The organism is Mucilaginibacter metallidurans (assembly GCF_003286435.2).
Lineage (GTDB): Bacteria > Bacteroidota > Bacteroidia > Sphingobacteriales > Sphingobacteriaceae > Mucilaginibacter > Mucilaginibacter gossypii.
Map to the genome: position 1 here is coordinate 6,427,812 of NZ_CP043449.1, position 23,654 is coordinate 6,451,465.

A 23,654-nucleotide genomic window follows, 5' to 3' on the forward strand; every position below is an offset into this window, starting at 1 on the left:
GAAAATATTCAGTTATAATTATTTTTTAAGTGCGGATGCGACGTCTTTCAATACGGTACCTTCGAACATTTTGTGTGCATAGCTTTGCAGGAACAAAACCATACCCGCCATTTTCCCTACAGGGTTGCTGAATTTTGGCCCTTTTGCATCAATTAGTTTTGTGATTGTTTTTACCACTACATCAGGAGAACCCGCTTCATCAATCCCTTTTTGAGTGAAAGCATTCAACTTCGGCCGGTACGCATCGTAGTCAGCTATGCCGTTTGTTTTAACAGTTACTGCATTGTGGGCCAGGTTGGTTTTGAACCACATTGGTTCCACAACGCTCACTTTGATATTGAATTGATTGAGTTCAAAACGCAATGATTTGAAATACCCTTCAACAGCGTGTTTAGAAGCAGAATAATAAGAAAGATTTGGAGGGCCTATTAAGCCAACAATTGAACTTACCGTTATAATTTGACCAGATTTTTGCTTTCTGAAAATAGGCAACAGAGCGTTTGTTACTTTAACAGTACCCCAGAAGTTTGTTTCAAATTGCTGTCTCCCTACCTCAATAGGAGTTTCTTCGGCAATACCTGTAACCATATAACCTGCGTTGTTCACCAGCACATCTATTTTTGGGATTTCAGTAGAGAGCTCTTTGGCAAAGGCTTCTACAGATGCATCGTCAGAAATATCCAGACGCAAAAGTTTAAAAGAGAATTTTCCTTTATATTTTTCTGGCTCACGGCTTGTACCGATCACGTTAAAACCTTTCTCCTGAAGGTCCTTGGCCAGCATCAATCCAAAACCTGACGATGCTCCTGTAATTAAAATTGTTTTTTTCATTTTCTTAAAATTGTTGTTTATATAAATCCATATTTTTATTATGTATCAAATGATACAATTTTGGCTAAAAAAACTCATCCTCAAAGACTTTCAATTTAAAATCAATCAGTGCTCTGAGCTTGACAGGATCTTTCTCAATAAACTTTGTTGTATTGAGACCGGTCCACATGTTCAATAAATAAATATTCCATAGTTCCTCCGGTAGCTGTGACTTTATTACTCCAGCCCTTTTAGCCCGCAGTAGAGCATCAGAAATACCTGTTGTGATTACAAGTACCTTTTGAATAGCCATAGTTTTTAAATCTTTGTCACTAACCTGAAGAATAATAGGACTAAAGTAGCATCCCAACTGACCAAACAAGCCGTCCGGCTCCGTAAGCACATAGAAGTACTGTCTTAGAGCTTCAATGGGATTATCAAGAGTCTTTAGCATATCCAAAAAAACTTTGGGATATTTTGCAAGGAAATGGTTCAATGATTTTTCAAACAACTCTTTCTTACCATCCTTATAGGCAAGATAAAAACTTCCCTGACCGATCCCCATTGCCTTCTGTAAGTCTCTTGAGGAGGCATTGTCATAACCTTTTTTCCAAAAAACGCTGATTGCCTTATCTAAAGCTTCTTCTTCGTTATATGTTTTTCTCCTTCCTGCCATGCCTTTATGATCGTGTTGAATCAATTGAACGATGCAAATATATATTTTGTATCATTCGATACAAAATAAAATCGAAATAATTTCAAGACCTGTTTAAATTTTGTATAATAATAATTTTATAGCGGCGAGTTTGACCCTATTTTTAGAACAGTCAAGCAGTGCCTCATAATTTCTTTATAACTTTCTGACATTGTTGAACCAAGTAAATGTTCTTTCAACCACTCATCCTTTATGACACGGTTTAAAGCCGGTTTTGTTATTGTCAGAACGCATAACCATCTGGACCAGATAGCCGAGCCCCTCCGGCTTACGATAGTGTTAAAACAAAAATAACGCCGGGCTAAACTTATGCCCGGCGCCCAAGAAAAATAAAAATCAATAAATACCTGACCATGTGTATGAAGGAGCAGTCACAGTTTGTGAAGTATTGCAATAAAATAAGCTACCCCAACCAACTTCGTCGGTAATGGTGGCAGTTGAACCTTCATTTACGTGACTTGACATAACTTGCTCGGTATAGGGCATGCTCAACCCGCGGTAGCGGTGATAATAGTTATATGCCATGTACCAAATAGGGCGATAATTACCCCGGTTAGATGTTGAAATAGTTGCAATAGGAGGAGTTACCTGCCAAATCGGCGTCGCAGGGGTTACTGGTGTCCAGGTCACGCTATTTCCAAGATTATACTTGGCCGTATATTCCATTGCTTGACCAATCACACCGCTACGCGCATCATAGAGTGAATTATCACCCTGATTAGAGGCCATCTGGGCCCATTCCAGGAAGCTTGCTAAACATAATTGGGTGTAGTATTGATCGCGCCCCCCCTCAACCGGTTGACCTGTAGACAAAAATGCCGTCGCATTGGTGCCGTTGTCAGCACCATTAGCGGCAGTTCTGTTAAAGTATTCCAGAGACAGACTATATGCCGTCTGGCTTTCGCAGAATATGCCGTAAGCCATCATAAATTTACCAGCACTGGACCCCAGGATGGCCAGCCGTATATAACAAAAGGGCTCTTTACGTTGTTCGAAGCTGCGTACGCCGCATAATAATTATAAAATATCTTGAAGAGGTTTTTATAATTAGCCTTTTTTGTTGAGGTAAGGCCCGAGTAATTGTAAACCATATCAGCTCCGTAAATCATAAAATGCAATCCGTAGCCATTACACAGTTGCCAGTCATTGTCGGGATATTGAATGGATGTGCAGGTTGACGACCATGCATCAAGCAACTGAATAACCTTGTCCGCATAACTGCTTTGCCCGGTCATATTCCACATTACACCGTTAACGAACATAGCCATGGCATCATTTTCATAATCGCTCTTATACAAATACCTACCCACTTGGGTATGCGCGTGTGGCGCATAGCTACTGGACAAAAATGTGGCATAATTGCTTTGAAAATTAGCAAAAGTTGTTTTGTAGGGTTCCACATTAGCCATTGCCTGGGCATAGGCATACTGCATTTGCGGCTTGGTTAACACTGTGCCGGGATGTACAAAATTTATCGCCGAAGTTTTAAGATTGTTGTTCTTAGGCTCTGCAATAACAGTGCTTACCTGTGCCTTTTTTTCTTTGGCACAACCGGCAAGTCCCACAAGTATCATACTTGAATAAAATAAAATCTTTCTCATTTTTTTAATTGGTAACGTTAATTTTGTCTTTTGTTCTCATGGTATAATGACGGGATGCTTATACCGCACACCACAACCGGTCAGCCCACCTGAACGGGTTATTTCTATCATTCAGAACCAATTCTCCTTCTTTTATCTCATAGGCAATAAATTTAAGTTGATATATTATTGGTATTTAGTTGATTGCTCTTCCGCAATGACTCATCGTTTATCTTCAATCAAAAAAGTCTGTTGCACCGGCATCGCCGTTTGCAATTTTGGCTCGTGGCTATTACCATATTGCCACGCAACTACAGTAACCTTTACCGGAAAACGACTGCGAGGGGGATAGCCGTAATAGTTAAGGTATTCCCGGACAACTCGGCCGGTCCGTCCAGAATGTAAAATCCAACGGGTACATGCGCGTCTGACGCCGCGTTAAGTTTTATTCCCCCAGCATTCTTTTTTTGATTTTGAATCGGTAAAAAAGTGATATGCTGTTCTTTCCCATCTGTATTTCCGGGTGGCACAGGCATCAGCGCCTGCTGTACGGCCGGTTTATAATCAGCATCTCCAGGATGGGTGGCAGCAAACCACAATTCATAACTGTGCGGGTTTTCCCAGTAGCCGGCCTGCGGACTTAACCTAAACGTGGAATCATTTAATTTGGTCACAGGGCCGGTAATCCGGTCGATACTGATGGGGACAATTCCAGCAGTATGCCCTATGTGAGAGCCAATCGGCATATCAGCCCAAACGGGTAAACGAGGGCTGCCCCCTGCAACCGTATCATAAAAAGCAGCATGAAGTTTAAACGTAATCCCATCAGCCTCAGGTGCAAACTTCAGGTTGACCTGTTGGTGCGTATTACGCTGTTCAACCATTTTGCCGTTCTGTACATAGCCTATCAGCTGCGGTTTCTGGTTACGGTGCTTTGCCTGGTAGGCGATGGTTACTTTAGCTGTTTCTTCGTCGAAATACCAGAATGCGTTTGCTGCATCGCCCTTATATCTGCCCACAGGCGCAGGACTTGCAGTAGGCAACTCATTATAACGCCATTTATCAACCAGCCAGCCGGTCTTAGTCGGGTCGATATCGGTTAATACCGGGGCCTTGCCCGCCGGCGTTTGCTTAGGCAACCGGTATTGCATGGCTTTTTTGATGTAGAAGGCGAGGTATGCGATCTTTTGCTGGGTTGCCGCGAAATGCCCCTGCGCCGGATTGGATAACATACTTAAAGGCAATAATGGGTGCTCCTGGCGTTCCTTTAACCCTTCGTTGCTCCAGGTATTCGCGGCTTCGTACTCTCCCATTGTTTCCAGGCAGGGGATATAATTGATATTCTGATCCCTGCTCCAGATATCGGGGGCAAAAACATTCCTTACATAAGGCCATTGCCCGCTTACCGAAATACAGGCCAGCGTACGCGCCGGATTCCATGCCCCAAAATAGTAAGGCGCACTGGCCGCTGCAGAATGCCCCATGGGGATTACCGGCACTGTCTTCAATTCACTATACCCGGAAATATCAGCCAGATCATTAACCAATGCATTAAACTGATCGCCCGCCCCCTCATTAAATAAAAACTTCAGGTTAAAGGCCGGGCTAACCCAAATTTCGGCAATACCCAGCTTATCCATTTCCATCCTGAATTCAGGGTACTCCAGTATGGATTGCTCCTCCATATTGTTTTGTGCGAATATGACGGCCTTCACCTGTTTACAACCGGACCCTATCCATAAAAAAGCCCTTGAAGGATCTTTGTTAACTCCTATCGGTTTAACAGGAACCGACCATTGCCATACAGCGGCCTTAGCTGTCCGCAGACCTGCCAGCATAAAAACGCTTAAGAAAATAATATAGCAGCAATAACTTTTCTTCATCATTTCAATTCAATATAATTTCAGCATCGGGACTGGCAGGCATATCAAAGCACCATTGCCGTTTGCCTTTTTGATTTACCAATTCGCCCTTTATCGTTCTGTTATTCAGCTTGATGGTATGACGTACGGCTAATACTTCCTCCGGCAGATACAGCTTAACCGGATGGCCGGCAGTGAAATGCAGCCTGCTCTGCTCAAACCACAATGCAGCTGATGCCGGGTGCAAAGAAGTTAAGCCGTAGCCATTTTTAGCAATCCTTAACCCACGGCCTAAAAACAGGTAATCCAGTTGACTGCCGCTAATGCTGATGACACCGTACAAACCGCTAAACCGCATATCTTCAAAAGTGATATTCTTAGTTTCGGCGTTTGCAAACAGGTAGTCATTCCGGCCTGATTTATTGCTGACTATCAATCCCGTAAAGCCAGGTTCAGATCCAAATGACCGGATGTTTTTAATAGCTGTTCCATTATTTGCAGCTCCAGATGGCTCATAAATAGCTGCAAAGGGCTTGCTCCAGGCTTCGCCCTGCTGGCGCACAACGACTGTTGGCAGCGGCATATTGGCAATACTATCGGGAATCATTTCGTTTTTGCCCCACGCCTTTGACGGCGGGGCCTTTACGCTGAAAATCTCTCGGCGGGGATAGCCTTTCATCCACATATTCATGAATATGGCTTCGTTGCCGGGGATACTTAAACAGAAACGGGCTTTGAAATCATGTTCAGTCCTGATCGATTTTTTATCGTAGAAATAATCATAGCCTACCAATTCTGTATTCGCGAACGTAAGCTTTTCGGTAGGACGGATATCAAGCAGTTTATTGTTACTATCTGATATAGACACTTGCTGCCCAAGGTTATGGTAGATATAATCATGCGACTTATCCTTACCATCTTTACGTTTCGATCTGAATATATCTACATAATACCCGGTTGAATCGCTGGTGCGGATGATACTCATCAGCCTGTTTTGATCGGCATTGGTTTCGGGTTCCAGGAAGTATACGTCAGAAAAAGTGACGCCTTTAAAATAACCGGCCTTTTGAGCAGATAGCGGATAACAGGCATTCAGTTTTAAGGGGTGATTACTTTTCATGACAGGATATGATGAAATACCATCAACCACAACAGTATTATGTGCCGGAAACTGGGAATAGTATTCGGCATAATCAGTCTGGAAATAACTTCCGCCAATCCCTCCTTCGGGGGCAAGTACAATACCCTGCCATAAAGCTCCATGGCAATACCATTGGCATGCATATGGTTGCCGCTTGAGCCTGCCTGCGATATCATGAGCCCTTTTTTGATATCTAACCCATTACGCTGCACCATCCAGCTTACATTGGGAGACCAGAAAGCTGCCGTGAGATAATCTCCGGTCGCCCCCTGTTTAACTGTATCAGATAGGGTAATCGGGGGGGTGCCAAACAAGGCGTTGAAACCGGCTTGGCGCGTAGCTGTACCGGGGCCATCCTTTTGCCCCAAAGCGTTAATAGTTTTCAGCATCCGGCTATAAATGGCCTCCTGGCCGGCTTTGTTGTTCATGCGGGCATTGCGTATCAAATCGGATATGGCATCGGTACGGAGCTTACCATAATGGGTATCGCCGAAACCAACAATATAACCATTGGGGTACAGGTATTGCGCGTAAGCTAAAACGGCTTTGGGCAACACCGGGATTTGTTTAACCAGGTCGGTATGCAACGTGCGGTCAAACAAATTTGCAAACCCGGTAAAATCGGCAATCACATTTTCTGAATACCCGGGGCACTCGCCCCATATGGCAGTTTCCGGATCATAACCTTTTAAAAGTGTTGTTAAACTCCACTGGCGGGTATATGTTTTATTCAGAATTTGGTCCAGGTAGTACTGGCACCCTTGCTTATCGGCATACTGGCTGTCATTTTCCAGGACGATAGCTATATCTGCTACAAATTTGGCTTCAATTAAATCCCAGTTGTTAAATGGAACACCGTTTTTGATGATGATATCTGCCCATCTTTTGAAAGTAGCGGCAAACACCGGCAGCTTTTCGGGATGATGTTTTTGGATATATGGGAAAAGGAAATCGTACCCAGCAGTTAAAGGCTCCAGCACGTCTTCATGAATTACCTCAAAGGCAGATAAGCCAACCAGGGTTTGATCGTGTCCGTGATTAAGATCAACCGGCTCAACACGGTAACCCATGCCCGTGATATAAGTATTCATTACAGAATAGGCAAAGGCAGCATACTTTTCATCGCCTGTAAACCAGTAAAGCATGGCCGCGTTCCGGGCCTTTTCTATGATTTCGATATTGATGGATTCGATGATCCGGCCGGTTTTTGACTGCTCCACCCATTCCCATGGCTTTCCAGGTACCGTACCGTTTTGGAGGTACAGTTTACCGTCTTCATCCATATAGGGTTTAATATCTTCCAGCTTTGGCCTCATATATTGCGTGGCTACATCGCGTGTACCTGTAAATCTTACTGTTGGGACAGGGGCATGGCCGGTGGCATAGGCATAAATGCCGTTCTTAATAAAAACATCGGTATAGTGCTGTTTCCAGTACATCTGCAAACGCGACACCATCCAGGTACTGTCTGTTTGGTACCGGGCAACGTAAGCATCCGCATCAGTTTGGATCTGTTTAAAAATTCTCCCGGCCCAATCTTCTTTTTTTATCAGTGCATTGAGTGTTTCCCTGCCTGTATTTTCATCAGTAAGCAGACGGGGGTGACCTTTTACATGTATGCCGGAGATATCGATCTGCTGCGCTTCCGTTGAAGGACAGGCAGATATCAATAGCCCGAGGCCCGCTAAAGCATATTTGATTATCCTGCTTTGTCTCTGAAGGTATTTTTTAGCTATCACCATTTATTCCTCTTATCAATTTTTATATTAAACCTTTGTTTATTTATCTATCCTGAACCAGTCAAAATCAGCATAACCACCCATGCGAACATCCGGTGTACTGATACAAAACAGGCCAATTTTGGCACCTGTCCACTTATCTTGTTTCGCATAAAACTCTTTACCAATGGCTGTAAAACTTATGCCGTCTTCACTATAACTAAAAACGCACCCGGCATCCGGGGCAATGATTTTTACACGCAGATATACTTCCGCACTGTTAACCCTTTTTTCATCAGTTACTTCTTCAATTGTGCCATCTATAGCGTTTTTGCAAACCACCGTGCTTACTTTATACCCGGTATCATCTTTTGAAATGGACAGATAGGCGTAGTCATTACCCATTATCAGCAAGCCGGCTTTTTTGCCTTGCCATACTTCCCATTCTGCCTGGTATTTCACTTTGGTAGTTGCTGTAAAATCGGGTGCCGGTAGTTTTTGCAGCAGCAGGTTGGGGGTGGTCCAAAGGTTTACCGCATTCCTATCCTGCGGGAAGGCAAACAACCTTAAATATCCTGAGCCTTTAATTTGAGCGCTCCACTGAATTTTAGAATTGGCATGCCACTGCCATTGCAAGCCCGGTTTATCGCCGTTAAATTCGTCGCTTTCTGCCGGCGTTTCAATAGGGTAGGTTGCCTCTACATTTGGCTTTTTATACGTAATGAACGGTTCTCCCTTACCATCTCCGTCTGGATCATTGCCAATAACCGGCCAGTTGTTCAGCCATTTTACCGGTTGTAAATGAACTACCCGCCCGTACACGCCTTTGTCCTGGAAATGAATAAACCAGGGCTCACCTGTTTGGGTCTCTATCAGCGCACCCTGATGCGGACCGTTCACCGTGGTGTGGCCCTGGTCCATTACAACCTTATCCTCGTAAGGGCCGTAAATATTTTTGGAGCGTAAGGCCACCTGCCATCCTGTAGCCACTCCCCCCGCGGGTGCAAGAATGTAATAGAAGCCGTTGCGTTTATAAAACTTAGGGCCTTCTATCGTATGATTTTTACCATGGCCATCATAAACATGGGTTCCTTCATCGGTAACTGTAGTACCACCAGCGTTCATCTTAAAAATGGTGATCAGACTGTTGATACCAGCACGGCTGCCCGCCCAGGCTACCGCCAGGTAAGCTTTGCCGTCATCGTCCCAAAGCGGGGCCGGGTCAATTATGCCTTTACCGGGCAATACCAGCTCCGGTTTTTCCCAATCACCCGCCGGATTTTTGGTTTTAACCATATAGATGCCATAATCCGGGTCGGGATAATAGATATAAAATTCGTTGTTATGATAGCGGATGCAGGGAGCCCAAACGCCCTTACCGTGTTGCGGCAGGTCATAAACCGCCGCCGGTTCCTGCCTTTTTAAGGCATAATTGATGAGTTGCCAGTTTACCAGATCTTTAGAGTGAAGGATTGGCAGCCCCGGCATACAATTAAAACTCGAGGAGACCAGGTAAAAATCACTACCAACCCGAATGGCGTCCGGGTCGGAATAATCGGCTTGGATAACAGGGTTTTGATAAGTGCCATTGCCCTTATCGGCAATCCATACTTTGGACACCTGGGCAAAGCCCTGCCGGGTGCCTGCTATCAGGAGCAAACCGATTATTACCCTTTTTATGAAATCCCTTTTATACATAGCTAATCTGTCAATCATTGTTTAATTTAAATTCCAGTAAACCACATAGCGCTGGCGATGCAGGTTATAATAGGGTTCAAGTGTAACCGTCGTTCCATTTGTGGTATTGATGGTTTTAAAAGTTAAAGGCTCTCCCTTAACCGGCTTTATTGCATCGGAAATGTTCTGATTGTTAATATGGAGGCTATGAACCAGGTTTGCCGGTATGTTGTAATCATAATCGTAATACTGATAGGGATCTGCCGGGTCATGATAAGGCGCATGTGCTGGCATCGCTTCGGTACCCATTTCGCCCGCCAGCACTACCGGCCCGTACATCACGGCAACAATTTTTGGATTGTCGGGCGTTGGCTCCAGGTGCAATATCATCGGGTAGGTTATTTCTACCTTGTCACCGGCTTTCCATTTGCGGTTCAGAGAGATGTAGCTCCCGGGTACCTGGTCAATTTTGATGTTTTTACCATTTATTTTAACTCTTGCACCGTTGCTTGCCCAACTTGGGTAACGGATGTAAAGGGCTAAACTTTCTTTACCTGCCGAATCGACTGTTAAGCGTGTGGTTGCTTCTTCCGGATAGGCGGTTTCCTGTCTTAATTTCAAACCTTTCGCTTTCCAGGTTAATACCGAAGGAATAAACAGGTTGACATAAACACCCTGATCATTATGGTAGTAAATGGCTTCACCGTACTTTGACTGGCTTTCAAACCCCGAGCCTACGCAGCACCAAAATGAGCTGTCACGGGTGCTATATAGCCGGAAAGCACCTGCTTTCAGCGGGGTAAAATAACAGACCATACCGGTTTTAGGATCCTGCTGGCCCAAAATATGATTGTATAAAGCTCGTTCGTAATAGTCCGCATATCTTACATCGGCATCCCAGGTAAACAGGTGGCGCGTTACCTTGAGCAGGTTATAGGTATTGCAGGTTTCACCGGTATAGCCGGTGATGTACTTTGATATTTTGCCGGGCTCAATAAAGTGTTCCTTATCACTGTTGCTCCCAATGACATAGGTTTGATTATGGATCACATTATCCCAGAAATTGCTTACGATGGCCTTGTCTGTTGCATTACCGGTCAGTTCATAGGCACGGGCCTCGCCGGTAATTTTGGGGATAACAGTATTGGCGTGCATCCTGTTGAGCTTATCCTGTCCGGCGGCTAAGGGATCGAGCACGGCATGGTGATAAAACAGGTCCCCAAGTTTTTTGTGATCAGGGTTACCTGTGATGGCATATAAATTATACCAGGCCTCATTCATGCCGCCAAACTCGTTTCTGAGCATCAGGGCTAACTGCACCTCGTTAAGCGGGATTATTTTATGATAGGCCCATGAAGCCATTTTGGTTACCACATCAAGTGCTTGTGCATTACCGGCATACCAGTAAGCATCAATTAAACCGGCGGTTATTTTATGCAGGGTATACCAGGGAGCCCAGACACTTTTACCCTCAATATTCCTGTCGATATAGTTTTGCGGGAAAGCACTTAAATATCCATCCTCATCCAGGGTAGCCTGTACCTCGGCGAGGCCGGAAACCAGGCTATCGATCTTTTTCTTAAAAGCCATATTGCGGGTGGCCGCGTACTGGAAAGAAAGCCCCGACATTAGGTGGCCTATACTATGGCCGCGCAGCTCCATATCCAATGCCTCCCAGCCGCCAAGCGGTACAGGCATTTTAGTTTTACTACTTTTCTTATCTGTAAGCATGCCTGCGTTAACCCGGAAACTGTGCAGTAAACGTTCAACCGGCAAGGATAGCATCCATGAGCCTTCCCGGTCCATATTGTCCTTAAAGCGGCTGTTCAGCAGCTGCACGTCCTGTAAATCAAAACTGTAAGCTTTAACGGGAATCTTTACATCCGTTTTTATTGCAGACCTATGTTGACCAACATATTGTGCGGACGCATCAAACGAAACGCACAGGGCACAAACCAGCAGGAATACCCTAATTTTTTCCATTTTTTGAAGGTTTAATGTTGCTTAAAAAGGCTAGCAATTTCTCCGTAAACCCATCAGGGTTTTCCAGATTGCTTACATGACCGGCATGGGGTATCAGTACCTGCCTCGCTGCAGGAATCACCTCCAGTAATTTATTGGGTATTGCGGCATCGACGTCGCCGGTAAGTATCATTACCGGGACGGTTATTTTTTGTGATCTTAATTTGTCTTCTGCCTCGTTACCCAGCAAAAAGCGGGGCTCCAGATGTTGCGGTTGCCAGGCGTCCCATTTGTATATCATGTTCCAGATGGGTGTTCTTAAGCTTTCAATATTTTTGCCGTTCCGTTTGGTCAGCATATTAAACCATTCCTTTTTGCTGGCCATTATTCCATTTTGCTGAAATGCTTTTATTTTTCCGTGTTGGATAGCAGCCTCTCCCGGTGTCCATGGATGACCGGGCCCAGAAACATTAAAAAAATCACCACTGGCAGCAGTAGCGGAGATTATCCGGTTGGAATACAGGGCTAAAAAATCTGTAACAATAAAGCCACCTAATGACAGACCGACAATATGAGCCTTATTGATTTTAAGTTGATCCATCAGTGCTTTCAGGTCATCGGCATGCAGTGCTTTCTGGTCTTCTGAGGGCATTGACGACCACCCATAACCTCGCAGATCATACCTTATTACCCGGTACCTTTTAGCCAGTTCAAAAAACTGAGGGTCCCACTCCGTACAGTCAAACGAGTGTCCGTGGATCAGGATAAGCGGTTCGCCCTTACCTGTTTCTTCGTAATACAATTGAGCTCCGTCCGGCGTTGTGATATAGCCGTGTTTTGTATTTTTCATTCCGGCCCGGGTAAGTACATCTCGTACTAATAAAGGCAGTACCGGGCTGCCCATGAAAGAATTGAATCCGTTTTTCATTTCAGCCACGCGGGCAAGCAGGAAGCCGTAAACATTATTCTTTTTATCGATCCAGGGATAGGCCCCGGCCCAGCTCGGGCTGCTGATCAATGTGGCGTTGCCCTTGGCATCAACCTCTTCCCGCCATTCGCCAAGGCCATAGATATCCTTTCGCTCGCTGGCCCGCGTGTTTTCAACGTAAGAGTCGGTCATTTCAGCATTTCCAACCTGGTCGGCCTGCATCTCCTGTATGGCTTTTGCGGATAGGACGCGTTTGCCTTTATATACCCCGTTATGGATGATCATATTTAGAAAACGGGCATAATCATCCAGCCCGGTCCGTGCACCACCGCCAAGCATTGGGCTTTGGCCACCGACATCGCTTACAGGCGTAAAATGGGTGAGCTTCATCCCCAAGGGCGTGGCAATCTTTTCCTGAAATATGGTTTCCCAGTCTTTGCCTGTAGCCAGTTCGGCCATTCGGCCGGCTACCTGCATGGCCAGGCCGCCGTATTTAAATTTGGTACCGGGTAGGGTATCGGCAGGAAGATCAGTAATATGGGCAACGGACTCTTTGAGCGTTTGATAATTATCGGGACGTCGGCCTGCAGGTTGGTAATCGGGATAACCGGCTGTGTGCGAGAATAACTGGCGCAGGGTAGCTTCACCCTTTGTATCCTTAAACTCCGGCAGCCACTTATCTACTTTGTCGTCCCATGAGAGTTTCCCTTCATCAACTACGGAAGCTATAGTAGCAGCAGCAAGCCATTTGCCTGCCGATGCTATATAGGCTACAGTTTTCGGGGTATAATTGCCAAAATATTTTTGATGGATAACCCTGTCATCCTTAACAATAATTACAGATGCCCCTTTATAATAACCGCTGTCAACCCAGCCTGCTAACTTCCTGTCCATGTAGGAAAAATCGTAAACAATAGCCCTTGTCTGTTTTTGAGCAAACGTGGAGCTGCCTGTCATCAAAAATGCCAGCACCAGGATAACTGGTTTTATGTAGTTGAAATCATTACGCATTATCCGAATAGTTATATTCATGCTATTTGTCATTATGAAGCCAATTTCTAATGGCCACTGCTACGATTACTATGCTCATACAGGCAGCTGCATAGGTATATATTTTAAGAGCCTGCAATACCATTTCCACGTTTCGTCATACTCGTCTTATTTGGCCTCCATGCTTTAATTTTAGGACTTGTGTTTATTTTCCGAAAACTCTGCTACCAGCTTTCCACGCGGCCCGTGATCAGGCTTTACTTTATAGAATTTTGCTCCGAATAAGAAAATAACCACATAACATACAACCGGCAAATAATACGCCTGCGCTACGCTATGGTTAGCTATTAGTCCCATCAACATGGGGAATACAGCGCCGCCTACTACACCCATCGCTATAAAAGACGAAGCTTGTTGGATATGACTACCCAGGTTTTTGATTCCTAAACTGAAGATGGTTGGGAACATAATGCTGAAAAAGAAGTTGATCAGCAGCAGGGCGATGTATGATGTCCAGCCTAAACTTTGTGCAACTACCAGGCACATTAGGATACTGCCGCAGGCAAATGCCGCTAATAGTTTATTGGGTGCTATATATGTCATTAACGAGGTTCCCACAATACGCCCCAGCGCCATCATTCCCATAAAAACGATCATGAAGTAACCTGCCTTTTCATTACTGAAATGCATAATATCCACACCATAGTTGATAAAATATGCCCAGGTACCTGCCTGCGCTGCAACATTAAAAAACTGGGCCGCAACCGCCCATACAAAATGTGAATGCTGATGCAGTTTCTTTGATGGCGCAACATCGATATTAACCGCATTCACATCCGCTGCAGAAGCATCCACATGCGGATCGGTTATAGCCGGAATTTTTAAAAACATAAAGGCAACCGCTATGAGTATGATCACACAGCCAATGGCAACATATAGTGTTTTTACTGAAGTTAGGTCGGTTGAACGCACCGTATCTGAACTCAGCAGGAAATAAGATCCAATAGCGGGGCCGATCATCGTACCAACCGCGTTAAAGGTTTGCGCGAAATTTACCCGCTGGTCGCTCCGTCGCTGGTCACCCAATGCTGCAGCGAAAGGATGTGCCACCGTTTCTAAGGTAGCCATACCGCAGCCCATAATAAATAAGGCTATCCTGAAAAAAGTAAATGAGGCTGCGTTGGCAGCTGGCACAAATAAAAACAGGCCCGATGCAAATAAACATAAACCCAAGATTATCCCTGGCTTATAACCAAACTTCTTTAAAAAATAACCTGCAGGGATACTCATAATAAAATATGCCCCGAACACAGAAAACTGGATTAAGCCGGATTGAGATTTGGAGAGATTAAGTACATTCTGAAAATGCTTATTCAGTACATCGCTCATGGAATGCAGTAAGCCCCACATTAAAAATAACGAGGTTACGAAAATGAAGGCTACGATGAATTTTTTTTCGGTAAATGCAGGTTTATTGGTCATGATTGGGTATTGAAATTAGTATCCTTAACTGGTGCAAATGAGAAACCACGTCCGGCTTTGGTTGCAAAACCAGCAGCCGCCCCATTAAGGCGGCATCTTCTCCTAACAAGGCCATTCTTATTTTTACATTTTCGACATACCCCGCCAACTGGTCAATAAGCCCATTGAGAAACAGGTTGGATGCCTTTGCAATATTTCCGCCAATAACGATCACATCCGGTTTTTCGGCCCGGATAATATGCTTCAGGAACAATGAAAGATTCGCTGTAAATTCCTCAAATATGTCTGTGACTACAGGATTGTGCTTAACCATTGATGTTAGTCCGCTCACCCCCGACACGGACAGACCCGTTAATTCATAATATTGTCTTAAGAACCACCTTGTAGAGAAATAATCATCCGCAATACTATCCTGGTAAGGTTCGCTACCCAGGTTTAAGTCCTTCGTAATACCATCAAAGCTCAAAGCAGAGCCAAACCCTGTACCCAGCGTGATTCCAAGCACCTTCCGGAATCCGGTGCCTGCTCCTGCTAAAACCTCACCCTGTAAAAATGCTTCGGCATCATTCCGAAACAGGACATCTTCAGCTTCGATCTTTAAAACCTCCGATAAGTATGACTTAATATTCAAACCATAAATCGCTTCGTATTTATGAAGGTCTTTGATCAATGATATACCATTTTTATAGTCAAACGGGCCTGGCATTGCCAAAGCAACCTGATGAGCCGGCGAACCAAATTTTTGGCAAGCTTGTATCAATGCTGATGACCAGTTTTCCAATATTTCTGTTGCCGCACCCTGAGAATCCACACTTATCCGGGTACGGGTATCTTCAATGATGATCTTTTTTTCCAAATCAACGACAGCGGCTGTGATATGCGTACCACCGATGTCTGCACTGATTACGTAATTATTTTTACTGTGTTGGCTCATGATATACTATCTTAATAATGGCAATAAACTCATTATGGGTTAATTTCAGGAGTTAGATAAATCGCCTGCCCTCCGGAAGCTGCAAGGCTTACATCCAGAACCGTTCGTGAATCCACCTTCAGCTTTTCCATACCAACATGAGTTACAGTAGATACTTTCGCATTGTCTGCACACAGGGTAGCAAGGTATTTCCTTCCTTTAGGTAAGAAGTCAAGCGCTAGTTTTAAGCTCCGGGGATCATTATTTGTAATAGTGCCAACGAACCAATCTTTTCCACTTCTGCGCGTTGTAGTGATATATTCACCGGGCTTCCCTGGATAATGCGGGTTTCATCCCAAGTGGCCGGAATCTTATCCCAAAATTCAAGTTCGGGTTCATTATGCGCGGCTGATGGTTTATCATACCAATAAAGCGTTTGCAGGGGCTATAATAAATAACTGCCAGAGCCAGTTGATGGCATGTGTAGTTTTAATACGTTTGTCAAAATAACAGATGGTATAATCGGCAGCCCCGGCTATGTAGCGGGTAAATGGCAATACGGTATTGTGCGTAGCATCCGGCATTTCTTCATTGCCACGGATACCTTCCGCCGACATCAGATTTGGCCAGGTACGTTGTTCACCTGTCGGTCGCCAGTCGTCATGAATATTTACCATGATATGAGCTGCTGCTGCCTGCTGAATCGCTTTTTCTATCCAGGTTGTCCAGCGGTGCGAGCCTACCTGCACAAATCCGAATTTCACGCCTTTTACACCCCATTTTTGGTATACGGCAAATAAGCTGTCGCTTTGGGCCACTAGCGCCTGTTGATTAACGTACAACCACACGCCAATACCTTTTTCCTCGCCATACCGGATTATACCAGGAAGGTCAAAATTAGGTATGGCTACTTTGGTTGCATCGGAGCTAAAGCTGAATGCAGGGCCGTACCATTTCCAGTCGAACAGGATGTATTGTAAATTATGTTGTGCAGCAAAATCGATATTGGCTTTGGCATCGGCAGTAGTTTGGGACATTACCCGCATGATCTTGCCGGGTTTTATCCATTTTGTATCTTTGATTTTACCAGGCTCATTCAGATTCAGGATCAGGTTATTATTTTGAATCAGGTCACCTGCTTTTTCGGCAACCATGATCACACGCCATGGGGTGCCTACCGGAGATATCAGATCAGCTGCGCCATCCATGGAAGTAACAATAGTATTTGGCCCTGTATTACTTAATTTAAATTTGGTCCGGGCATAATCAACCATCTGCGCTTCTGCTAAGCAGGCATATAGCCCGTTTGGTAATTCCAGTGTTAACGGCCTTTCGCTTTCACCCTGCCAATTGCTTAGGGGGAGTTTTTGATAAGGTGCCTGTGCCCATCTGGCTACCCAGGCTTTGGTATCTGGCGGGAGACTGAAAGTGGTATTTTCTGTCACGATGCGGTAATAGGTTCCTTTTTCATTCTCCGGAAAGAAAAAACGAAAAGCAATACCTTCATTATAAGCCCTGATTTCCACATTCATTTTATAAATGGGGTGATCGTCTTTAACCATTTTTATGGTTAAAGCGTTGTAATGATCCCTGATCATGCTTTTTTCACCGTAAACAGGTTTCCAGCTGGTGTCTTTTGCTGTGGAGTCGATGCCGGTTACCGCCAAATTTTCGCACCATTTTTCATGCTGGTCTATTTTCAGGGCCATCGCACTTTCCGATAAATGGTTGTCCAGTTGCAGGTCTAAAACGGACTCCCGTATTACGGATTTGTCTTTATAGCTTACGCTATAACACATTGTTTTTTTGTTGCCGGGTGCTGATTTTTGATAAAATTCGAGCACCAGATGTTTATCCGGCGATGTTATCCTCGCTTGTGAACCCCGGACGATAGTTTGCCCGTTCACGCTGAAAAAAAAGAATACATAGGCCATGCTGAGATACACCGCTCTGAAAATGTTCCTGAGACGTATTTGATATTTATAGTTCATGGTATAAACTTTTCCTTTTTTTTAATTTTTCAAGCCTGATTAATGCTTCCAGGTAATAATAATCCGCATAAATGATTGAGGCATTGACTTCTGTCTTATTGGGTTGATGTCCGGTGGAATGCAGGAGAAAGGCACTATTGGTACTCCGGCTCTGGTAAGCCGAAGACGAAAGCGATTTCAGCATTTGCTCTGCCTTCTGCCTGTATGATTTTGCTTTGATTTTGTCCCTCACAAAAGTTGAAAGTTCCATTAAAGCCGATGCGGTTATTGCTGCCGCCGAAGCATCCCGCGGCGCATCCGGAATATCCGGCGCATCAAAATCCCAGTAAGGAATCAGGTCGGCAGGCAGATCTTTTAAGTACCGGTCTGCTACCTTTTGGGCGAAGTCTAAAAAGTCTGCCCGACGGGTTTCCCGGTAACACATCGTAAAGCCGTAGATTGCCCAGGACTGGCCGCGCGCCCACATGGAATTATCCGCATAACCCTGATGAGTTATCCCTTTAATCTTTTTTCCGGTTACAGTATCATACACCACGACATGGTAGGCACTGTAGTCCGGCCTGAAATGATTATGCATGGTCGTTTCGGCATGACTAACAGCTACATCATACAGTTTGTGACTCCCGCCATTTTTTGATGCCCAGAACAGCAGTTCCAGGTTGATCATATTGTCAATAATGGTATTGTGTGGCCAGCCCATTTTTTTCACCATTGGCGGCCACGATAAAATAGTCCCAACCCTGGGGTTAAATAGCGAAGCCAGGGAGTCGGCTGCCTGCAGTATCGTTTTTTTGTACCCTGAATCATGCGTCAGCCTGTAACCGTTGCCAAAGCTGTTAAATACCTGGAAGCCCAGATCGTGATCAAAACCGCTGTGATTGACCAGGGGCGTTAGTTCCCGGGTGAATCGATCAGCTTCAATTTTCCATTGCCGATCATGTGTTCCTTCATACAAATACCATAATAAACCAGGCCAGAAACCGCTGCACCAATCAGAATAACCGACAAGTTTCCATTGATTGGAATTAGCACTTATAGTGCGGGGTATATTATCGGTCATATTAACAGGGATCTGCTTCAAAGTCCTGCCTGACTGTGCTGCACAATATTTAATTTCTTTGTCCGCTGATAACAGATCCTGGGCAAATACAAATGCAGCAAATGAACAAAGAATGAAGCAAAGCCCTGCTCTTCTTAAAAAAGGGTAAATGCAGTACGATCCACTCATCATATATTTTTAATTAAAGGCAACAGCATGAAATACTATTTTAAATTGGAATTAAAATTTTAGCCAGTTCCCATCCCGATAAGTACCTGTTTCTTCAACTGCACCTATTGATTTCTCTTTTTTATCCCGGTTTGGGATTCAATAAAATGGGGCTACGGCAAAGAATAGAGCAGGGTTCCTTCTCCTAATTGATCGAAACCGCCGCTGTTTGGTCCATAATCACCACCCCCTCCTTCAGGCCTGGTTGTCTGGGCACCCATTGTCGTGTAAGTAGCCGTTAATCCTTTCAGTTTTACATAATGATTATAGGGGATCTCCCACATCGGGCGGACTGTACCCCTTGCATCGGGACTAACCACTGTATGGGTCACTGTAGTCTGACAGTTATCGTAGTTATAGCTATTGAAGGGTACATCCAGCTTGGCTACGTTATATTTGGCTTCATATTCACAAGCTTTAAGGAATAAATTGTCATTGTACCCAAAAAAGTCATCACCCTGGTTCCAGGCCAATTGACATATGCCCCCCAGCAGCGATATATCAAGCGTACAATGGCCCTGGTCGCGCCCGCTTTCCTGCATTTGCGCTAACCCGGCATTTGCGCCGGTAAATACATTATTGATAGCTAAGCTGAGATTACCATTTCCGATACCATGCTGAAGATAATTTACAGCCTGATTATATATAACACGCTTGTCGGTTAAGATCCCTATAGCCATGATTGATTCCAGGTTACACAGATCCCAACTGGCCCAGTAAAGCTGAGCGCAGCCGTTTTTATGAAGCAGGAAATTATTCTCCCTAGAATAGAAGACGTTCAGCATCCATTGCTGATATGCTGTAAAATCAGCAGCTTTCCATCCGCTGTAATCCCTCATCATCTCTGCAGCTATAGCAAATTGAGCCCCATAAATAGCAGTCAGATCTACGTTAGGATCACCGCTAACCTTGGTACAGGTTGCAGCCCATGAATTCAGGATAAAAACAGCCCTGTCGGCAAATTGCGTATCACCTGAAACCTTCCATCTTATTGCCAGTTGGAAAGCCGCAGCGGCATCGTTCATGGCATTTGGATAATTGTCGGGATCTGGTTCCTCCAGGGAATTACCTCCCCTGATCAGCTTAACTGTGGGATGCGGGGTATACTCCGACTGCGCATGCGAATTAACGATCAGTTTAGTCCAGGCAGATTTCCATGGCTCAGTACCGGCAGCAACCATGGTTCTTATACGGGTAAAATCGGCACTTGTCACTAACCCGCCAGAATGCTTCATGGGTACGTTATCGGCCAGCGTATCTATTGGTTTAATATGTTTGGTAGTATCAACCTTTGAGACGATGCCGCCCGTTTCCGTTTTCTTTGAACAGGACATATACAGCAACCCACCCAGGCCTGATACAATAAGGTAGCATATAAAATATTTCATGTCTATTAAGTTTAAGTGAGATTAAAAAAATTCCAGAGGAGAACCTAATATCCGGGGCTCATTACAAACCCCGGATATAATAACATTGCACGTGATTATTTTTTATAAAAAAGTGTGTACACCTGGTTAGCATTCAATGCAGTGTTGAAAATCTGAAATTTATCAATGCCGCCTTTAAACGCCGGTTCGCCAGTATTGCTCCAGGCAGCCTGGCCTATATAACATCTGGATTGGGTATAAGCCGTCAAATCATAGGCCGCAGGCAACGTCAATTGTCCGATTTGGACCCCATCCAAGTAAATATTCTCAGAAAGATTTTTCTGAGATAACGTTATACAGAGGTGGTGCCATGTTGTTCCGGCAATTGATTTATTGGTTTTTGTCGAGTAAACATTATAGCCGCTAAACCCTGGTACATTTTCAAAAACCACACTTGCAGCAACATTATTTATGAAATCAGGGTAACCCTGAGAACAGTTTAAAGAAATATTATTGCCCCTGGTTGCCCCAAATCCTATTACAGGAGTTCCCCAATTACCATGAGGGTCAGAAGGATCAAATTGTGCCCAGCAGGAAATAGTAAGCTCATTGTATTGAGCAACATTTTGAGGCAGCGAAATAGCCTGACCATTATCTCCCCAGGCCTGAGAATCGTAACCGGCCATCCAAACAGCTTTACCGCTAATACCTGCACCATAACTGAGTGGCATTCCGCCTCCCTGGATATAGGTAGCATCGGTACCAATAGCTGCATTTAGGTTACCTTCAAAATCTAACTGATAAACGGGTGAAGGTACAGAAACCAAGTAAGCCACACCCGGTCCTTGGATAGTATACCCGTTAACATTTACGGTAACATTCCCCGAGGTAAATCCGGTTGGAACTGTAACGGTAATAAGTGTATCTTTCAACGCCGCGATGCTGGCGTTTGTACCGTTGAATTTAACCTGAACAGCAGACGAAGTAGTTCCAAACCCGGTTCCTGAAATGGTAAAAACATCGCCCGGAGCAGCTGCTGTTGCACTTGTTTTAGTTATAGTGGGCACCGCGAGAACCCTAAATGAACCGATAGAATCGACGGTATGTGTCCATATTTTCAGTGTTACTTTCCCGCTGATGGCGTTTGCCGGAACTTTTACAACGATCTGTCCATCAGTACAGGACCGGATAGTATCGGCTTTGATACCGCCGAAAAAAACCGAAACCGCATTGGTATAGGTTCCAAACTGAGACCCCGTAATCGTGACATCGATGCCCGGATATCCCTGACCCGGCGTCATACCTGTGGGCAGAGGGGCGGGGTAGGAATAAATTTTTATATTCGGCGCTTTATTGCAACCGATATAAATGGCAGCCAGACCCAGCACCACCATTGTATGTATATATTTTTTTAGTGATTTCATGATTTTAATATTTTAAAAATCTTATCTGTTAATAGCCATTATTTTGAACCAATTTGGTATTCAATTGAATTTGCTTCAATGGTATCGGGAACAAATAGTTTATCCTTTTAAAATTCCGGTTGGCGGCAGCATCGACAGTGACACAATTCAGGTTTCCTTTGCCTGTGGCGACTGCTGTTTCACCGTAGACATATAAATTCGGTGAATATAGTTGTGTTGCATTTCCGCTGGCATCTTTAAAGTCTGTTGGATAGGAGGCGCTTCCTACAACCGCCCCGCATATCGATTGATTTAATTCCTGTTCCGCAGTTCCCCAGCGTTTGAGGTCATCAAAGCGGGAGTTTTCCCCCCACAATTCAATTGTTCTTTCACGCCTGATTTCCTTGCCTATATCTAAGCCATTAGCAGCAGCTAAAGCGTTGGTCAGCGGGGCGACACCTGCCCTGGCCCTTACCAGATTCAGGGATATATTCAGGTCGGCATCCGAAATGCTACCATTCAGCTCCATCTTTGCTTCTGCGTATATCAGGTAAACTTCAGCCAGGCGTATTTGAGGGTAATCCTGGGATTCCTGATTATCATTACGGTAGGTTGGATAATTATAGGCCGCAAACTTTTGATTACCATAGCCATATGCGCCGTTCAGGGTGACAGAACCCGACGCCGGTAGTGCGCCATAGCCTAGTACATAGCCGTACAAACGAAAATCCCTGTTCTGATACTCTGATGCAGCCGTGTGATATCCCTGAAACAAAGGCGATTTATCAACAGGTAAACCATCCGAACATAGATACATATCCATCATTTTACGGCTGGGAATCAAAAAGGCCTGGACCGTATGAGTTAAGTTGATACCCCCCTGGCGCAAATTGAAGTCGTAAAGGCTTTTTAAAATAAATTCATTGTTGCTGGTTTTGTCAAGGTTCAGGGGATTCGAACCAGAACCATCAATACTGAACAAATAGTAAGCACTGCGGTTGTTCAAAGTACTATTGTAATTCCATAGTTGATAACCGCCATTATCCATCACATCTTTTGCCATGGCGGCGGCATCAGTTAAAAATTCGGAAACCTGATCAGCTGTCGGGCCTGCCGATCCTTTAAAGTCAGTTGTTACCCCGGTATATTTACGCCAGGTAGCTTCATAAAGTTCCACCCGGGCTTTAAATGCCTCGGCAGCCCATTTACTGATACGTCCCTTGTCGGCAGACGGAATAGCCTGCTCTGTAGGCAAGCCGGCAATGGCATCATTTAAATCACTCAAAATCTGATTGACCACCTCATAACGGCTGTTACGGGGACCTGTCAATCCGGGGGAATTTAAATCGAGCACGGTTGTTACAATCGGGACACCCCCAAAGCGTTTAAGCAGGAAAAAATGCTGCCAAGCTCTGAAAAATTTCGCTTCGGCCACATACTGTTTAATATCAGACTTGTTACCGGCGTAAACATTAGCTTTTGACAGCAATATGTTAATGTTCCGGATATAAGCATAGGTATTATCCCAATAAATATCACTATTTGGGGCATTGACAGACCCACGGCCATAACTAACCGTCGACCCCACCGTTACGTTGGACGAAATATCTGAACCAAAGTCCATAAAGTCGTAAATATTGCTTCCCCCAACGGATTGCCAGCTGATCATTTTATTATAAAAATCGCTTGCGGCAGCTTTAAACTGATCCGGTGTGGTAAAATAGCTAGCTTCGGTAAGCTGATCCAAAGGCTTCAGGTCAAGGTAATTTTTCTTGCATGAACCCGCCAGTAAAACCGCGCCGGCTATGGCTATAAGAGTTAATAATTTTTTCATTATGCTTTTTTTTG

At 44.6% G+C, this 23,654-nt stretch carries 18 protein-coding genes; all 18 read right to left on the reverse strand.

All coding sequences use genetic code 11. The annotated features are described in order from the left end of the window. Positions 1-18: 18 nt before the first annotated feature. Positions 19-831 carry an SDR family oxidoreductase gene (locus tag DIU38_RS27610; RefSeq protein ID WP_112652587.1) on the reverse strand — a complete coding sequence of 271 codons (813 nt, stop codon included), beginning with the start codon at positions 829-831 and terminating at the stop codon, positions 19-21. Positions 832-895: 64 nt separating this feature from the next. Next, on the reverse strand, positions 896-1,486 hold the full coding sequence (locus DIU38_RS27615) for a TetR/AcrR family transcriptional regulator (RefSeq protein ID WP_112652586.1): 591 nt from the start codon (positions 1,484-1,486) through the stop codon (positions 896-898). A 375-nt stretch (positions 1,487-1,861) separates the two neighbouring features. After that, positions 1,862-2,452, reverse strand: a complete 591-nt coding sequence (locus DIU38_RS27620) for a hypothetical protein (protein WP_149354184.1) — start codon at positions 2,450-2,452, stop codon at positions 1,862-1,864. After that, the gene (locus DIU38_RS27625) at positions 2,449-3,126 is read right to left on the reverse strand and encodes a hypothetical protein (protein WP_149354185.1); all 678 of its coding nucleotides are present in this window, start codon (positions 3,124-3,126) and stop codon (positions 2,449-2,451) included. Before DIU38_RS27625 ends, DIU38_RS27620 begins: the two co-directional genes overlap by 4 nt. Positions 3,127-3,428: 302 nt before the next feature. Further along, complete coding sequence (locus tag DIU38_RS27630; RefSeq protein ID WP_208809202.1) at positions 3,429-4,991, reverse strand: hypothetical protein; 1,563 nt, start codon at positions 4,989-4,991, stop codon at positions 3,429-3,431. Position 4,992: 1 nt separating this feature from the next. Next, complete coding sequence (locus DIU38_RS27635) at positions 4,993-6,087, reverse strand: hypothetical protein (RefSeq protein ID WP_149354186.1); 1,095 nt, start codon at positions 6,085-6,087, stop codon at positions 4,993-4,995. After that, positions 6,084-7,850, reverse strand: a complete 1,767-nt coding sequence (locus DIU38_RS27640) for a hypothetical protein (protein WP_149354187.1) — start codon at positions 7,848-7,850, stop codon at positions 6,084-6,086. The genes DIU38_RS27635 and DIU38_RS27640 overlap by 4 nt, the downstream gene beginning before the upstream one ends. Before the next feature lie 36 nt (positions 7,851-7,886). After that, positions 7,887-9,542, reverse strand: a complete 1,656-nt coding sequence (locus tag DIU38_RS27645; protein WP_208057674.1) for a glycoside hydrolase family 43 protein — start codon at positions 9,540-9,542, stop codon at positions 7,887-7,889. A gap of 3 nt (positions 9,543-9,545) precedes the next feature. After that, entirely contained in the window at positions 9,546-11,486 is a 1,941-nt protein-coding gene (locus tag DIU38_RS27650; protein WP_112652583.1) for a glycoside hydrolase family 127 protein, read from the reverse strand. Further along, the gene (locus DIU38_RS27655) at positions 11,473-13,425 is read right to left on the reverse strand and encodes an alpha/beta fold hydrolase (RefSeq protein WP_208057673.1); all 1,953 of its coding nucleotides are present in this window, start codon (positions 13,423-13,425) and stop codon (positions 11,473-11,475) included. Before DIU38_RS27655 ends, DIU38_RS27650 begins: the two co-directional genes overlap by 14 nt. Before the next feature lie 150 nt (positions 13,426-13,575). Beyond that, a complete protein-coding gene (fucP, locus tag DIU38_RS27660) occupies positions 13,576-14,865 on the reverse strand; it encodes an L-fucose:H+ symporter permease (RefSeq protein WP_112652581.1) in 1,290 nt (429 codons plus the stop codon). Further along, entirely contained in the window at positions 14,855-15,799 is a 945-nt protein-coding gene (locus DIU38_RS27665) for an ROK family protein (RefSeq protein WP_149354188.1), read from the reverse strand. Before DIU38_RS27665 ends, fucP begins: the two co-directional genes overlap by 11 nt. Before the next feature lie 32 nt (positions 15,800-15,831). Beyond that, a complete protein-coding gene (locus DIU38_RS34275; protein ID WP_244311318.1) occupies positions 15,832-16,095 on the reverse strand; it encodes a glycoside hydrolase family 97 C-terminal domain-containing protein in 264 nt (87 codons plus the stop codon). A gap of 102 nt (positions 16,096-16,197) precedes the next feature. Next, complete coding sequence (locus tag DIU38_RS27670) at positions 16,198-17,769, reverse strand: glycoside hydrolase family 97 N-terminal domain-containing protein (protein WP_244311243.1); 1,572 nt, start codon at positions 17,767-17,769, stop codon at positions 16,198-16,200. Beyond that, positions 17,759-18,829: a glycoside hydrolase family 88 protein gene (locus DIU38_RS27675; protein ID WP_243770632.1), complete on the reverse strand. Its 1,071-nt coding sequence runs from the start codon at positions 18,827-18,829 to the stop codon at positions 17,759-17,761. The genes DIU38_RS27670 and DIU38_RS27675 overlap by 11 nt, the downstream gene beginning before the upstream one ends. A gap of 320 nt (positions 18,830-19,149) precedes the next feature. Beyond that, positions 19,150-20,424 (reverse strand): alginate lyase family protein, encoded by a 1,275-nt coding sequence (locus DIU38_RS27680; RefSeq protein ID WP_112652578.1) that lies wholly within the window; start codon positions 20,422-20,424, stop codon positions 19,150-19,152. A 95-nt stretch (positions 20,425-20,519) separates the two neighbouring features. Continuing rightward, on the reverse strand, positions 20,520-21,827 hold the full coding sequence (locus DIU38_RS27685) for an IPT/TIG domain-containing protein (protein WP_112652577.1): 1,308 nt from the start codon (positions 21,825-21,827) through the stop codon (positions 20,520-20,522). A gap of 28 nt (positions 21,828-21,855) precedes the next feature. Continuing rightward, entirely contained in the window at positions 21,856-23,640 is a 1,785-nt protein-coding gene (locus DIU38_RS27690) for a RagB/SusD family nutrient uptake outer membrane protein (RefSeq protein WP_112652576.1), read from the reverse strand. Positions 23,641-23,654: the final 14 nt, after the last annotated feature.